This is a genomic window from Streptomyces iconiensis (assembly GCF_028657195.3).
Lineage (GTDB): Bacteria > Actinomycetota > Actinomycetes > Streptomycetales > Streptomycetaceae > Streptomyces > Streptomyces iconiensis.
The window spans coordinates 23417-37851 of the sequence record NZ_JANCPR020000072.1; the positions used below are offsets into that span (position 1 = coordinate 23417).

General features: G+C 71.0%; 11 protein-coding genes and 1 pseudogene. 11 read left to right on the forward strand and 1 reads right to left on the reverse strand.

The window, feature by feature from the left end; translation table 11 throughout:
• The first annotated feature begins 77 nt into the window (after positions 1-77).
• From NMN56_RS40020 to NMN56_RS40055, 8 genes and pseudogenes are all read left to right on the forward strand, one after another.
• Positions 78-1010: a Ppx/GppA family phosphatase gene (locus NMN56_RS40020; RefSeq protein WP_274044282.1), complete on the forward strand. Its 933-nt coding sequence runs from the start codon at positions 78-80 to the stop codon at positions 1008-1010.
• Between the two features lie 256 nt (positions 1011-1266).
• Positions 1267-2079: pseudogene (locus tag NMN56_RS40025) on the forward strand (sugar phosphate isomerase/epimerase family protein); the annotation flags it as partial.
• 278 nt (positions 2080-2357) lie between these two features.
• Complete coding sequence (locus tag NMN56_RS40030; RefSeq protein WP_280842792.1) at positions 2358-2963, forward strand: TetR/AcrR family transcriptional regulator; 606 nt, start codon at positions 2358-2360, stop codon at positions 2961-2963.
• Between the two features lie 241 nt (positions 2964-3204).
• Positions 3205-5058, forward strand: coding sequence for a dihydroxy-acid dehydratase (gene ilvD, locus NMN56_RS40035; RefSeq protein WP_274044280.1), 1854 nt, complete (start codon positions 3205-3207; stop codon positions 5056-5058).
• 52 nt (positions 5059-5110) lie between these two features.
• The gene (locus NMN56_RS40040; RefSeq protein ID WP_274044279.1) at positions 5111-5632 is read left to right on the forward strand and encodes a hypothetical protein; all 522 of its coding nucleotides are present in this window, start codon (positions 5111-5113) and stop codon (positions 5630-5632) included.
• Between the two features lie 239 nt (positions 5633-5871).
• Positions 5872-6306 (forward strand): ArsR/SmtB family transcription factor, encoded by a 435-nt coding sequence (locus NMN56_RS40045; RefSeq protein ID WP_274044278.1) that lies wholly within the window; start codon positions 5872-5874, stop codon positions 6304-6306.
• Entirely contained in the window at positions 6303-6593 is a 291-nt protein-coding gene (locus NMN56_RS40050) for a hypothetical protein (protein WP_274044276.1), read from the forward strand. The genes NMN56_RS40045 and NMN56_RS40050 overlap by 4 nt, the downstream gene beginning before the upstream one ends.
• Positions 6594-6772: 179 nt before the next feature.
• On the forward strand, positions 6773-8950 hold the full coding sequence (locus tag NMN56_RS40055) for an MMPL family transporter (protein ID WP_274044275.1): 2178 nt from the start codon (positions 6773-6775) through the stop codon (positions 8948-8950).
• 245 nt (positions 8951-9195) lie between these two features.
• Here the strand turns inward: NMN56_RS40055 and NMN56_RS40060 are convergent, their stop codons facing one another.
• Entirely contained in the window at positions 9196-10677 is a 1482-nt protein-coding gene (locus tag NMN56_RS40060; RefSeq protein WP_274044274.1) for a SulP family inorganic anion transporter, read from the reverse strand.
• 447 nt (positions 10678-11124) lie between these two features.
• Here NMN56_RS40060 and NMN56_RS40065 point away from each other — a divergent pair, with 447 nt between their 5' ends.
• The 3 genes from NMN56_RS40065 to proC all read left to right on the forward strand — a co-directional run bounded on the left by NMN56_RS40065 (position 11125) and on the right by proC (position 13615).
• Positions 11125-11979, forward strand: a complete 855-nt coding sequence (locus NMN56_RS40065; protein WP_430542833.1) for an ABC transporter ATP-binding protein — start codon at positions 11125-11127, stop codon at positions 11977-11979.
• Positions 11976-12713, forward strand: a complete 738-nt coding sequence (locus tag NMN56_RS40070) for an ABC transporter permease (protein WP_274044272.1) — start codon at positions 11976-11978, stop codon at positions 12711-12713. Before NMN56_RS40065 ends, NMN56_RS40070 begins: the two co-directional genes overlap by 4 nt.
• Before the next feature lie 98 nt (positions 12714-12811).
• Positions 12812-13615 (forward strand): pyrroline-5-carboxylate reductase, encoded by an 804-nt coding sequence (gene proC, locus NMN56_RS40075; protein ID WP_274044271.1) that lies wholly within the window; start codon positions 12812-12814, stop codon positions 13613-13615.
• Positions 13616-14435: the final 820 nt, after the last annotated feature.

Here is a 14435-nt window from a genome sequence, read left to right on the forward strand (position 1 = left end):
CCCTGAGCCGCCCACCCGCGACGGTCCGTGCCGTACCGCCTCGGCGTCCCCTTGTCCGGGCGGCTAGCGTGCTGTGCATGAGACTCGGTGTCCTCGACGTGGGATCGAACACGGTTCATCTGCTCGTGGTGGACGCGCACCCCGGTGCGCGGCCTCTCCCCGCGTATTCGCACAAGGCGACGCTGAAGCTCGCCGAACTCCTCGACGCCGACGGCGCGATCAGCGAATCCGGGATCAGCGAGATCGCCGCCACACTCGCACACGCGCTGGAGGTCTCGGAGGACAAGGGGGTCGAGGCGCTGCTGCCGTTCGCCACCTCGGCCGTGCGCGAGGCGACCAACGCCGAACACGTGCTCAGCCGCCTCGCCGAGGAGACCGGCGTCAAGCTCCAGGTCCTGTCGGGCGAGGAGGAGGCGAGACTCACCTTCCTCGCGGTGCGGCGCTGGTTCGGCTGGTCGGCCGGGCGGCTGCTGGTGCTCGACATAGGCGGGGGCTCGCTGGAGATCGCGTACGGCCTCGACGAGGAGCCCGACGCCGCCGTCTCGCTGCCGCTGGGTGCTGGACGCCTCACCTCGGGCTGGCTGCCGGGTGACCCGCCCGACCAGGCCGACGTACGGGCGCTGCGGCGGCACGTGCGCGCGGAGATCGGCCGTACGGTCGGCGAGTTCAACCGCTTCAATCCGCCGGACCACGTGGTCGCCACCTCGAAGACGTTCAAGCAGCTGGCCCGTATCGCCGGTGCGCCCCGCAGCACCGAGGGCCTCTACGTGCAGCGCGAGCTGAGCCGCGAGTCCCTGGAGGAGTGGGTGCCCAAGCTGGCGGCGATGCCCGTGAGCGAGCGTGCGGCGCTTCCCGGTGTCTCCGAGGGCAGGGCGGGCCAGATCCTCGCGGGTGCCTTGGTGGCCGAGGGCGCGATGGACCTCTTCGGAGTGGAAGAGCTGGAGGTCTGCCCCTGGGCCCTGCGCGAGGGCGTCATACTCCGCCGCCTGGACAGGATGCGGGGGGTCTAGGCCGGCGAGGGCCGGCAGCGCCCATGGACCGTGTGGCAGAGCGGCGAGGTCACGGCAGTGGCCGGGCACCGTGTGGCAGTGCCCCTCGGGTGATCTCGTAGTGCCCCGAGGTCACGGCGATGCCCCGGGGGTGACGGGAACCCCCTGCGTACAGCGTGTTCGCCGGGGCCGCACGCGGGGGTCGGGGGCCGTCGGAAGCGAGGGTGGGAGCGAGGGCCCGGACGTGGGCCGCCGCCGCACGTCTTAGGGTGGCTGGGTGGCCAAGGAATCCGTGCGCGTTCCCGACGCGAAGGTCGCACTGTCGACGGCGTCCGTGTACCCCGAGTCGACAGCGGCTGCCTTCGAGATCGCTGCGCGCCTGGGCTATGACGGTGTCGAGGTCATGGTGTGGACGGACCCGGTGAGTCAGGACGTGGAGGCGCTGCGCCGGCTCTCGGACTTCCACGGCGTCCCCATCCTCGCCGTGCATGCCCCGTGCCTGCTGATCACGCAGCGTGTGTGGTCGACCGATCCATGGACCAAGCTGCAACGGGCCCGTACGGCGGCGGAGACGCTGGGTGCCTCCACGGTCGTCGTCCACCCTCCCTTCCGCTGGCAGCGGTCCTACGCCAAGGAGTTCGAGCGGGGCGTATGGCGGATGGCGGACGAGACGGATGTGCGCTTCGCCGTCGAGAACATGTTTCCGTGGCGCTACCGGGACCGCGAGATGCTCGCGTACGCACCTGACTGGGACCCCACGCAGAACGACTACCGCCACTTCACGATCGACCTCTCGCACACCGCGACCTCACGTACCGACACCCTCGCCATGGCCGAGCGCATGGGCGACCGGCTGGGGCATGTGCACATCGCCGACGGGCTCGGCTCCAACAAGGACGAGCACCTGGTGCCGGGGCGCGGCTCGCAGCCGTGCGCGGAGCTGCTGGAGCTGCTGGCCGTACGCGGGTTCGACGGCCATGTCGTCGTCGAGGTCAACACGCGCCGCGCCATGTCGGCCGCCGAGCGCGAGGAGGACCTGGCGGAGGCCCTCGCCTACACCCGCCTGCACCTCGCGGCGGCCCCCGGCAGGGCGAACCAGCACCAGGGCCGGAGCCAGGACCGGGGACGGGACCAGGGCACGGGCCAGGACAGGGACCAGGACCGGTCCGCATCCGCCGACGGACCGGGCAGGTCCGAGGGGCCCTCGGGTGAGGACGGAGCCGCGCGCGCCGAAGGGCCCGCGCGAGCCGAGCGACCCGACCGGCCGGAGCACGCCGGGCGGTCCGGGGGCGCCGGGCGCACCGGGAGCGCGGGGCGGCGCGAGCCGTGAGCGAGCCCGGGGCGACGCCTCGCAGGCGGGGCCGGCCGGTGCGGCGGAGCGAGGCGGAAGGGCCCGGCTCCCGCGAGCGCATCCTCGCCTCGGCGCGGGGCGAGTTCGCCGGGCGCGGTTACGACAAGGCGTCCGTACGCGCCATCGCACGCGGTGCGGGGGTGGACGCGGCACTGGTGCACCACTACTTCGGTACCAAGGAGCAGGTGTTCGCCGCCGCGATCGAGGGCGCCTTCGCGCCGACCCGTGTCGTCCCCGACCTCGTCGCGACGGCCGCCAGGGACGAGCTGGGGGAGCGCATCGTCCGTACGTTCGTCGCCGTCTGGGAGAACGCGGAGACGCGCGAACCGATGCTCGCCATCCTCCGTTCCGCCGTGAACAACGAGACGGCCGCCGCCGTCTTCCGCCGCCTTCTCACCCGCAACCTGCTGGAGCGCACCGCCTCCGTACTGGACGCGCCCGACGCGGAGCTGCGGGTCAACCTCGCGGCGGCGCAGATGGTCGGCGCCGCGCTGCTGCGCTACGTACTGCGGCTCGAACCGCTCGCCTCAGAGACGGCCGAGGTCCTTGTGGCCCGCCTGGCACCGGTCGTCCAGCACCATCTGACGGGTCCGGCGCCGGGCGCGGCGCCGGTGTCCGTCTGACGGGTCCGGCGCCGGGCCCCGCACCGGTGTCCGTCCGACGGGACCGGCTTCAGAGCCGGGGCCAGGGCCGGCTCCGGGCCTGGGCCTGGCCCCGGCGTCCGCGCGCCGCAAGGGGCAGGTCCACAATTCGGACCCCCTGTCCGGATCTTGGGCGTGAGGCGTACCCTCGGACTCTTCTACGTACAGCAGCGACCGACCGCCCGACGGACGTTGGGTCGCCCGCACCAAGGGAGAGGCAGCCATGCCCGAGCTGAGGTCCCGCACCGTCACACACGGACGCAACATGGCAGGGGCGCGCGCCCTTATGCAGGCGTCGGGCGTAGCGCGCGAGGACTTCGGCAAGCCGATCATCGCGGTGGCGAACAGCTTCACCGAGTTCGTGCCGGGCCATACGCACCTCCAGCCGGTCGGCCGCATCGTGAGCGCGGCGGTCAAGGCGGCGGGCGGCATCCCGCGCGAGTTCAACACCATCGCGGTCGACGACGGCATCGCCATGGGCCACGGCGGCATGCTCTACTCGCTGCCCTCCCGCGACCTGATCGCCGACTCGGTCGAGTACATGACCGAGTCGCACTGCGCGGACGCGCTGATCTGCATCTCCAACTGCGACAAGATCACCCCCGGCATGCTGATGGCCGCGATGCGCCTCAACATCCCCACGGTGTTCGTCTCCGGCGGGCCCATGGAGGCCGGCCGCGCGACGCTGGTGAACGGCACGGTCCGCAAGCTGGACCTGGTCGACGCGATGTCCGAGGCGGCCAACGACAAGGTCTCGGACGAGGACATCCTCCGTATCGAGGAGAACGCCTGTCCGACCTGCGGCTCCTGCTCCGGCATGTTCACCGCGAACTCCATGAACTGCCTGACCGAGGCGCTCGGCCTGGCCCTCCCCGGCAACGGCACCGTGCTCGCCACGCACACCGCGCGCAAGGAGCTGTACGAGACGGCGGGCCGTACGGTCGTCGAGATCGCGAACCGCTACTACGGCCAGGACGACGAGACCGTTCTGCCGCGCAACGTCGGCTCGCGCGCCGCGTTCGAGAACGCCATGGCCCTCGACATCGCCATGGGCGGCTCGACCAATACGATCCTGCACCTGCTCGCGGCGGCGCAGGAGGCGGAGATGACCTTCACGATGGAGGACATCGACGCCCTCTCGCGTCAGCTGCCCTGCGTGGCCAAGGTCGCCCCCAGCGTCACGCCCAGCGGCACGTACTACATGGAGGACGTGCACCGCGCGGGCGGCATCCCCGCCATCCTGGGGGAGCTGTACCGGGGCGGGCTGCTCAACGAGGACGTGCACACCGTCCACGCCGACTCCATGGCCGAGTGGATCAAGACCTGGGACGTGCGCGGAGGTTCGCCCTCGGCCGAGGCCGTCGAGATGTACCACGCGGCGCCCGGCTGCGTCCGCTCCGCCGAGGCGTTCTCGCAGTCCGAGCGCTGGGAGACCCTGGACACCGACGCCGAGAACGGCTGCATCCGCGATGTCGCGCACGCCTACTCCGAGCAGGGCGGCCTCGCCGTCCTGTACGGCAACCTCGCCGAGGACGGCTGCGTGGTGAAGACCGCGGGCGTCGACGAGTCGATCCACACCTTCACCGGGCCCGCCGTCGTGTGCGAGTCCCAGGAGGACGCCGTACAGAAGATCCTCGACAAGACGGTCAAGGAGGGCGACGTCGTCGTCATCCGCTACGAGGGCCCCAAGGGCGGCCCCGGTATGCAGGAGATGCTCTACCCCACCTCGTTCCTCAAGGGCAGGGGCCTGGGCAAGGTGTGCGCGCTGATCACCGACGGCCGCTTCTCGGGCGGTACTTCGGGCCTGTCCATCGGCCACATGTCCCCCGAGGCTGCTGCGGGCGGCACGATCGCACTGGTCGAGGACGGGGACGAGATCGTCATCGACATCCCGAACCGCCGTATGGAGCTGAACGTTCCGGAGGCCGAGCTGGCATCCCGCCGCGAGGCACTCGGCGGCCAGTACGCGCCCAAGTCCCGCGAGCGCAAGGTCTCCACGGCCCTGCGCGCCTACGCCGCCATGGCCACCAGCGCCGACCGCGGCGCCGTGCGCGACGTCACGCTCCTGGAACGCTGAGTGCCCCCGCACCGCGCGCCGGGCCCGCGGCAGCAACCCGCATAATCGAAACGTGCGAGAGAGCCCGAACACCCCCAGCGAGCCCACCCCCGAGCCGATCCGCTTCTACGGGACGACGTGGGTCGACCACTCACGCGGTTACGCGCTGCGCCGCCTCGGCCTGGGCGTGGGCGCCGTCGTCGCCGCCGTCGCGGGCGCCTTCGTCCTGCGCTTCGCCTACCAGGGCGTGCAGGTGGCCGACATCGGGAGCTGGGCGACGATCCTGCTGGTCGTCGCGTTCGCCGGGTGCAGCGCCATGGCGTTCGCGCGCACCCTCACCTCGTACACGCGTCCGCTGACCGAGCGCGAGGCCGCCGCCGAGTCGTCGATGCACAGCATCCGGCTGATCGGCTTCATCGGCGTCCTCCTCGCCTACGCGCTGCGCACCTGCGTCGAGGCGCCGGGCGAGGGGCTGCTGCGCAAGGAGCACGAGGCCGCCCTGGCCCGGCACGAGAAGCTGCGCAACGCGCGCACCCGCAACCCGGCCGTCAAGCGCGGCGGCGGCGGCAAGGGCAAGCGCAAGAACAAGAGCTGACAAGGGCTGGCAAGGGTCGGCAAGGACCAGCCAGGGCCGGCCCTGAACAGCGGAAACAGGCGACCCGTACAGGCGGGTCAGCACAGTCGTGAACACCATGCGGGAGGGCCCCTCGGGGCCCTCCCGCAGCCGTGTCAGGGGGATCCCTGAGCTATCCCGGACATGTACCGTTCCCGCTCGACAGTGCATACAGGCACGTGTCAGTTTCTTCTTACACACCAGAACAGGAAGGGGTCGCGGTGAGCGCGATCGAGACCCCGACGGGAGACGAACTGCTGAAGGTGCTGGCAGCACTCGGCAACCCGCATCGCATGCGGATCGTCGCGGCACTCGCCGGAAACCGGAACTACGTCAGCAGGCTCGCCCGCGAGATCGGTATGAGCCGCCCCCTCCTCCATATGCACCTCCAACGGCTGGAGGCGGCGGGGCTCGTCGTCGGATCACTGGAACTGTCCGAGACCGGCAAAGCGATGAAGTTCTTCGAAGTGGCGCCGTTCTTCTACGAGTTGACGCCCGGAGCCATCGCCACGGCCGCAGCCACGCTCAGCGACCAGCAGGATCCAGCGGCGGGTGGAACGGCGCGAACGACAACGGAGACCGGGGCACCGACCGCGACGGAACAGCACGCACCGACCGCGGCGGAACAGCCCGAACAGAAAGAGGGAGCCCAGTGAACGAGCAGCTCACGATCGCCGCAGGAACCGACCCGGCGGGCGTCTGGGCAGCCGGACTCGGCACGGCCGGGGTCTTCGTGCTGCTGATCGTGGTCGTCTGGCAGATCGCCGCGACCTGGCGGGCCCGCATGCTCGCGGCCCGCGAGGAGCGCTACAAGAAGCTCGCCGAGAAGTACGCACAGCTCCTGGAGGACAACGTCGAGCTGCACCGCCGCAGCATCGAGGAGCTGACACAGGCCCGTCAGTCCATCGCGTCGATGGAGAAGATGATGCGCGAGATCGAGTAGAAGCGCGCGGCAGCACCCCTGATCCGGTAACCCATGCGCATCGGCGCACCCGGAACGGCAACGCAACGGCACCGGCGTTCGGACGGCCGGGAGCGGCAACTCCCGGCCGTACTCATGAGCGCGAAAGATCACCGCGAACCCCTCGCAGGAACCCGCACCCACACCACAGGAGACTACCCATGCCTGCCATCCCCCAGCTTCCGGCCGGGCGCCGCCCCCGCGCACCGCGCCGCCTGGCGGCTGCCCCCGCGGGACGCCGTACGAAGTGGCTGATCCTCGCCGCCTGGCTCATCATCGCCGTCGCACTCGGCCCGCTCGCCGGCAAGCTGGGCGAGGTCGAGGACAGCAGCGCCAACGCCTTCCTTCCGCGCGGAGCCGAATCAACCCAGGTCAACACCGAGTTGGAGAAGTTCAGGGGCAAGGACGAGGTCATGCCGGCCGTGGCCGTCTACTCCCGCGAGGACGGCAGGACGACGAAGGGCGACACCGCCAAGGCGCGCGCCGACCTCAAGGAGTACGCGGCGCACGTCGCCAAGGGCGAGAAGGCCACCGGCCCCCTCTCCTCCAAGGACGGCGCGGCCCTCATGACCGTCGTACCGCTCTCCAGCAGCGGTGAGGGCATGGGCGACACCCTTGAGGAGATCCGCACGGTCGCCGCCGCCAACGCGCCGCCCGGGCTCGACGTCGAGGTCGGAGGCCCCGCCGGCTCCCTCATCGACAGCGTGAAGGTGTTCGACAACCTCGACTCCACCCTGATGCTCGCGACCGGCGCCGTCGTCACGCTGCTGCTCCTGCTCACCTACCGCAGCCCGCTGCTGTGGCTCTTCCCCGTACTCTCGGTCGGCTTCGCCGCCGTCCTCACCCAGGTCGCCACCTATGCCCTTGCCAAGTACGCCGGGCTGCCCGTCGACCCGCAGAGCGCGGGCATCCTCATGGTGCTCGTCTTCGGCGTCGGCACGGACTACGCGCTGCTCCTCATCGCCCGCTACCGCGAGGAACTCCACCGGCACGAGGACCGGCACGCCGCCATGGGTGTCGCGCTGCGCCGCTCAGGACCCGCGATCCTCGCCTCGGCCGGCACCATCGCCATCGGCCTGGCCTGCCTGGCCTTCGCCGACATCAACTCCTCGCGCTCGCTGGGCCTTGTCGGCGCCGTCGGCGTCATCTGCGCCCTCCTCGCGATGATCACGGTGCTGCCCGCGCTGCTCGTCGCCACGGGCCGCTGGGTCTTCTGGCCCTTCGTCCCCCGCTACACACCAGAGGCGGCCACCGAGGAGCCCTCGCGCAAGGCCCGTACCGTCTGGTCCCGCATAGGCGCCCTGCTCGCGCGGCGCCCCCGCTGGTCCTGGCTGATGTCCATCGGCGTCACCGCGCTGCTCGCACTGAGCGCGACCGGGATCACCCTGGGCCTCACGCAGGAGGAGATGTTCCAGGACAAGCCGGAGTCGGTCGTCGCACAGGAGCGCCTCTCCGCGCACTACCCCTCGGGCTCGTCCGACCCGGCGACGGTCGTCGCCAGGGCCGCCGAGGTGCCCGACGTCCAGCGCGCCGCCTCCGACGTGCCCGGTGTCGAGTCCGTCCAGCCCGGTGACCGTACGTCCGACGGAAAACTGGCCACCCTCTCCGTCGTCCTCAAGGACGCACCCGACAGCGCCGCCGCGAAGGACACCATCGACGGACTGCGCGACGCGGTCCACGAGGTGAAGGGCGCGGAAGCGCTCGTCGGCGGTACGACGGCCGAGGCGCTGGACACGCAGCGCGCCGCCGACAGCGATCTGTCGACGGTCATCCCGATCGTGCTCGCCGTGGTCCTGCTGGTGCTGATCTGGCTGCTGCGCTCGCTGATCGCCCCGCTGATGCTGCTGGCGACCGTGGTCCTCTCGTACTTCGGCGCGCTGGGCGCCTCCTACCTGGTCTTCGAGCACGTGCTCGGCTTCGCGGGTGTCGACAGGTCAGTACCGCTGATGGGCTTCGTCTTCCTGGTGGCACTGGGCATCGACTACAACATCTTCCTGATGACCCGCGTCCGCGAAGAGGTCGCCCGCCACGGCCACACCAAGGGCGTCCTCGCGGGGCTGACCTCGACGGGCGGCGTCATCACCTCGGCCGGCATCGTCCTGGCCGCGACCTTCGCCGTCATCGCCTCCATGCCGCTGGTGACCATGGCCCAGATGGGAGTCCTCGTCGGCATCGGCGTCCTCCTGGACACCTTCCTGGTCCGTACGGTCCTCGTGCCGTCCCTCGCCCTCGACATCGGCGCCCGCATCTGGTGGCCCAGCCGCCTCGGCCGCGACCGGCCGCTTCACGACGACATGGGCTTCCCGGCGAACGGGGAAAAGGAGCTGGAGCGCGTCTGACCCCCGGCGCACCACGCCCACACGCCCGAACCCGAACCCGAACACGTCCGGCGGCGCCGGGCCCACCGCGAACCCGCGGCCGGGCCCGGCACCGCCGCTTTCCGACCCCCGCCGACCACGGCTCCGGCTACGACCCGGCTCCGGCTACGACTCTCGCTCTGGCCGCGACTACGGCTGCGTACGGCACTGACCGGCGTACGTACTCGCCTGCGTACACGTTCACCGCCGTACGCGTTCACCCGCGCTCACCCGCGTACGACGCTTTCCGGCGAGCCGGCCACATGTCCTTCCAGCGCGGTGCGGCAGGCGTGGTCCATGTGCCGTGCTCCGGACACATCGAGCACGACGGGCCGGTCGGAGGGCAGCTCGGAGAGCTGGTCGAGCAGCCGGGGCAGCCGCAGGAACGTCGCGTTCCCGACGACCCGTACATGCAGCGAAGCGCCCTCGCGCGACCGCTCCTCGTCCACCACCAGATGCACGTGCGAGGTCTCCCACGCGCTCTTGACCACGGCCAGCAGCAGTCCGAGCAGCACGCCCTCGAAGAGGTTCGTGAGCACGACCGCTCCCGCCGTCACCACGAGCACCACCGCCTCGCCCCTGTGGTCCCGCCACAGCGGCCCCAACTCCCGTACGGGCATGAGCTTCCAGCCCGCGTGCACCAGCACCCCCGCCAGCGCCGCGACGGGGACCAGCCCGAGCAGCCCTGGCAACAGCGCGACGAACACCAGCAGCCACACGCCGTGCAGCACCCGGGAGAGCTTGGTCCGCGCGCCCGCCGCCACGTTCGCCGAGCTGCGCACGATCACCGCCGTCATGGGCAGTGCCCCCAGCGCCCCGCACACGGCGTTCCCGGCCCCCTGCGCCATCAACTCCTTGTCGTAGTGCGTACGGGGCCCTCCGTGCATACGGTCGACGGCCGCGGCGCTGAACAGGGACTCGGCGGACGCGATCAGCGCGAGGGCGACAACCGTGCCCAGCGCCCCGGCCTCGGCCAGCCGCGCGAAGTCCCCGAGCGCCGGCGGCTGCACGGCATCCGTGAGCGCCCCCACCTCGATCCGCGCGACGGGCAGCCCGAACGCCCCTACGGCCCCGGCCGCGAGCGCAACCGCGACCAGTGGCGCCGGCACCACGCGCGCGACGGTCCGCCACCGCGGCCACAGAACCAGCACGAGCACCGTCCCGGCACCGACCCCCGCCGCTGTCATGGCCCCGGCCGAGCCCAGCGTGTCCATCAGCAGGGTCGGCAGCCCGCGCAGATTGCCGAGGCCGTCGCCGGGCGCGCTCGCATCGGCCAGTACGTACGCCTGCCCGGCCATCAGAACGAGCCCGATGCCCGCGAGCATCCCCTGCACCACGGCGATGGAGACCGCCCGGAACCACCGCCCCATCCGCAGCGCCCCCACGGCGAGCTGCACCAGCCCCGCCGCCAGCACCAGCACCCCGAGCACGGGCAGCCCGTGCGCGAGCACCGCCTCGTACACGAGCACCGTCAGCCCGGCAGCCGGCCCGCTCACCTGAAGGCTGCTGCCCGGCATGAGCCCCGCGACGAGTCCGCCGACGATCCCGGTGATCAGGCCCAGCTCCGGCGGCACACCCGAGGCGACGGCGATGCCCACGCACAGCGGCAGCGCGACGAGGAAGACCACCAGCGAGGCCAGGAGGTCGGGTCCGAGGGTCACCCGCAGGGTGCCCGCATCGAAGAGGGTGGCGCCGGACGGGGAACGCATGGGTCTCCTCCCGTTGACACTGAACTCCATTCTGTACAGCGCGACTCGGGGCTTTGCACGGCGCGCAAGAGGGCGGGATACGGGCAGAGGAAGCACGCCCCAGGAGCGCCCCTTCCCCCTGCACGCCCCACCCGCGTCCCCGTCCCCGTGTCGGCGTGCACCCACGTCCCCGTGTCGAGGGGGCACCCGCGTCCCCGTCCGCCCATGTCCCCGTGCGCGCCGCCCCCACTCAAGGTCCCGTGCACGCCGCCGCTCCCGAGCGCTCCGGCTTCCCGCGCGCCCCGCCTCCCCGGGGCCCGCGTTCCCAGGGCCCCGTCGTTCCGGTCGGTCTTTACCGGCTCCGGCTTTCCCGGCCGGCTCCCGCCTCCCCGGCTCCGCCCATTTCCCGCGCTTCCCGGCCGGTCGGCCTTGACGCTCCCCGCACCCGGTTCCATAATTCAACAGGTGATGAATAAACCTCGCAGGCCCCCGGGCCAAGGCAGCCCGGCACCCCCACAGCGCCCACAGGCCCACCCCGCCGCTCCGGCCGCCGGCCGGCCCGCCGTCCCGGCAGTCAGCGCCCGGGACCTCACCGTCGTCCGGGGCAGCCGCACCGTCCTCGACGGCCTCACCTTCGACGTCGCCCCCGCAACCGTCACCGGCCTCCTCGGCCCCTCGGGCAGCGGCAAGTCCACGCTGATCCGCGCCATCGTCGGCACCCAGGCCAAGGTCACCGGCACCCTCGACGTGCTCGGCGGCCCCGCGGGCTCGGCCCCGCTCCGCTCCCGCCTCGGCTACGTCACCCAGGCACCCTCCGTCTACGCCGACCTCAGCGCGCGCCAGAACCTCGACTACTTCGCCGCCGTCCTCGGCATCCCCCGCCGCGACCGCGACCGCGCCGTCGCCCAGGCCCTAGACGATGTCGACCTCGCCTCACACGCCGACGACCTCGCCGGCAACCTCTCCGGCGGCCAGCGCTCCCGCGTCTCCCTCGCCGTCGCCCTGCTCGGCGCCCCCGAACTGCTCGTGCTGGACGAGCCCACCGTCGGCCTCGACCCCGTGCTCCGCCGCGACCTGTGGGACCTCTTCCACCGCCTCGCGGCCGAGCGGGGGACCACTCTGCTGATCTCCTCGCACGTCATGGACGAGGCCGACCGCTGCGAACACCTCCTCCTCGTACGCGAGGGCACCCTGCTCGCCTCCGACTCCCCGCACGCCCTGCGCACCCGTACCGGCAGCGACACCATCGAGGACGCGTTCCTCAACCTCGTGGAATCCACCGGCTCCCCGTCCCGGGAGCGCCACCGGGGAGGCACCCCATGAACGCCGCGCGCACCTTCACGACCGCACGCCGGGTACTGCGCCAACTCGGCCACGACCCCCGCAGCATCGCGCTGCTGCTGCTCGTCCCCGTCCTGCTGCTCGTACTGCTCTACTACGTCTTCGACGCGAACCGCCGCGGATTCGACGGCATCGGCGCCTCGCTGCTCGGCATCTTCCCGATGGTGACGATGTTCCTGGTCACCTCCATCGCCACCCTGCGCGAGCGCACCTCCGGCACCCTCGAACGCCTGCTCTCCATGCCCCTGGGCAAGGCCGACCTCATCGCCGGGTACGCGCTCGCCTTCGGCCTGCTCGCCGTCGTCCAGGCATCCGCCGCGACCGGCGTCGCCGTCTGGCTGCTCGACCTCGACATCGCCGGCTCGCCCTGGCTGCTGCTCCTGATCGCCCTGCTCGACGCCCTGCTCGGAACCGCGCTCGGCCTCTTCGTCTCGGCCTTCGCCGCCTCCGAGTTCCAGGTCGTCCAGTTCATGCCAGTGGTGATCTTTCCGCAGATCCTCCTGTGCGGCCTCTTCGCGCCCCGCGACAGCATGCAGCCCGTACTGGAAGCCCTCTCCGACGTGCTGCCCATGTCCTACGCCGTCGACGGCATGACCGAGGTCCTCCACCACACGGAGGCCACCGGCGACTTCTACCGCGACCTCGCCGTCGTCGCCGGATGCGCCCTTCTCGTCCTCGCGCTGGGCGCCGCCACCCTCCGCCGCCGCACCCCGTAACCACAGCGCGGGCGCCCCGCACCCGGTGCGAGTATGGGCAGTTCGGGGCCGCAGCCCCGGAAGACGCCAACTCCACGAGGCACGAGGTGAAGCACTCCATGACGGACCAGAAAGTCGCCGTCGTCGGTACCGGCAAGATCGGTGAGGCGCTGCTCTCCGGAATGCTCAGGGGCGGCTGGGCCCCCTCCCGGCTGATGGTCACGGCCCGCAGGCCCGAACGTGCGGCAGAGCTGCGCGAGCGTTACGCCGTCGAGCCCGTCACCAACGCCGAGGCGGCCAAGAACGCCGACACCCTCATCCTCACGCCCAAGCCCCAGGACATGCCCGCGCTCCTCGACGAACTGTCCCCGCACGTCCCCGAGGGGCGCCTGGTCATCAGCGGCGCCGCGGGCATCACCACCCGTTTCCTTGAGGAAAAGCTCCCGCCCGGCACCCCCGTCATCCGCGTCATGGCCAACACCCCGGCGCTCGTGGACGAGGCCATGTCCGTCATCTCGCCCGGCGCCCACGCCACCGAAGCCCATCTCGCCCTCACCGACGAGATCTTCAACGGTGTCGGCAAGACCCTCCACCTCCCCGAGGCCCAACAGGACGCCGCCACGGCACTCTCCGGCTCGGGCCCCGCCTACTTCTTCTTCCTCGTCGAGGCGATGACCGACGCCGGCATCCAGCTCGGCCTCCCCAGGGACAAGGCGCACGAGCTGATCGTCCAGGCCGCCGTCGGCGCCGCCACCATGCTCCGCGACAGCGGCGAGCACCCCGTCACCCTCCGCGAGAACGTCACCTCGCCCGGCGGCACCACCATCAACGCCATCCGCGAGTTGGAGAACCACCGCGTACGCGCCGCCTTCATCGACGCCATCGAGGCAGCCCGCGACCGCAGCCGCGAACTCGGCAGCTGACCCACCCAACGCGACGCGTCCCCACCTCCCCGGTACGAGTTCGACGACGACACCCGCCCCAGAAACGCCCCCGCAGACCCGCCGAACACGGATGAGTGCCGCTTCCACCGGACGCCGGCTCTGGAAAACTCCCCACTCCACCGTCTCCGCTTCACCGAAGGCGTCCTCTCCCACAGAGACAGGGTCACGCCGGCCCCGTAACGCCGGTTGACAGAGCTTCCACCCGAAGTTGACACCGGTAAGGCCGGTCCGTAAAGTTCTTCGGGTTGCCAGCGGACCACATCGGTCCAACGGCAGCACTCTCGCCGTCCGACGGCATCCACTACTTCAGTGTGACTCCCCTTCGCAGGGGTTCATTCGGCATGCCGAATTCTCTTGCGAAAGGCTCGATTTGGAGCCTGGCGGGGAAATCCTCTAAAGTAGTGAACACGCCGGAAGGCACCCCGCCGACAGGGGAAATCAGAATCGGAAACGGCCCGGAAACGGACCGGAAAAGATCTGGTAGAGTCGGAGACACACCAAAGGGAAAGCCCGGAGAAACCGGTACTGCTCAGTCAGGACCGATAAGTTTCAAAGGAAGCGTCCGTTCTTTGAGAACTCAACAGCGTGCCAAAAGTCAACGCCAGATATGTTGATACCCCGACCTGCCAGTTGATCTGGTGGGTTGAGGTTCCTTTGAAAAAGTCCCTCCCTTTGTGGAGGGCGATCAGCGAGGACGCTGTGAACCGGGGGATTATTCCTCTCCTGGTTCCGCTCTTCCGCGAATGAAGCATTCACGGAGAGTTTGATCCTGGCTCAGGACGAACGCTGGCGGCGTGCT

Excerpts from the sequence above, each read along its gene's own strand:
- NMN56_RS40055 (WP_274044275.1), top strand. The coding sequence starts at position 6,773 with ATGCCTGCCATCCCCCAGCTTCCGGCCGGGCGCCGCCCCCGCGCACCG.
- ilvD (WP_274044280.1), top strand. The coding sequence starts at position 3,205 with ATGCCCGAGCTGAGGTCCCGCACCGTCACACACGGACGCAACATGGCA.
- NMN56_RS40070 (WP_274044272.1), top strand. The coding sequence starts at position 11,976 with ATGAACGCCGCGCGCACCTTCACGACCGCACGCCGGGTACTGCGCCAA.
- NMN56_RS40065 (WP_430542833.1), top strand. The coding sequence starts at position 11,125 with ATGAATAAACCTCGCAGGCCCCCGGGCCAAGGCAGCCCGGCACCCCCA.
- proC (WP_274044271.1), top strand. The coding sequence starts at position 12,812 with ATGACGGACCAGAAAGTCGCCGTCGTCGGTACCGGCAAGATCGGTGAG.
- NMN56_RS40060 (WP_274044274.1), bottom strand. The coding sequence starts at position 10,677 with ATGCGTTCCCCGTCCGGCGCCACCCTCTTCGATGCGGGCACCCTGCGG.
- NMN56_RS40020 (WP_274044282.1), top strand. The coding sequence starts at position 78 with ATGAGACTCGGTGTCCTCGACGTGGGATCGAACACGGTTCATCTGCTC.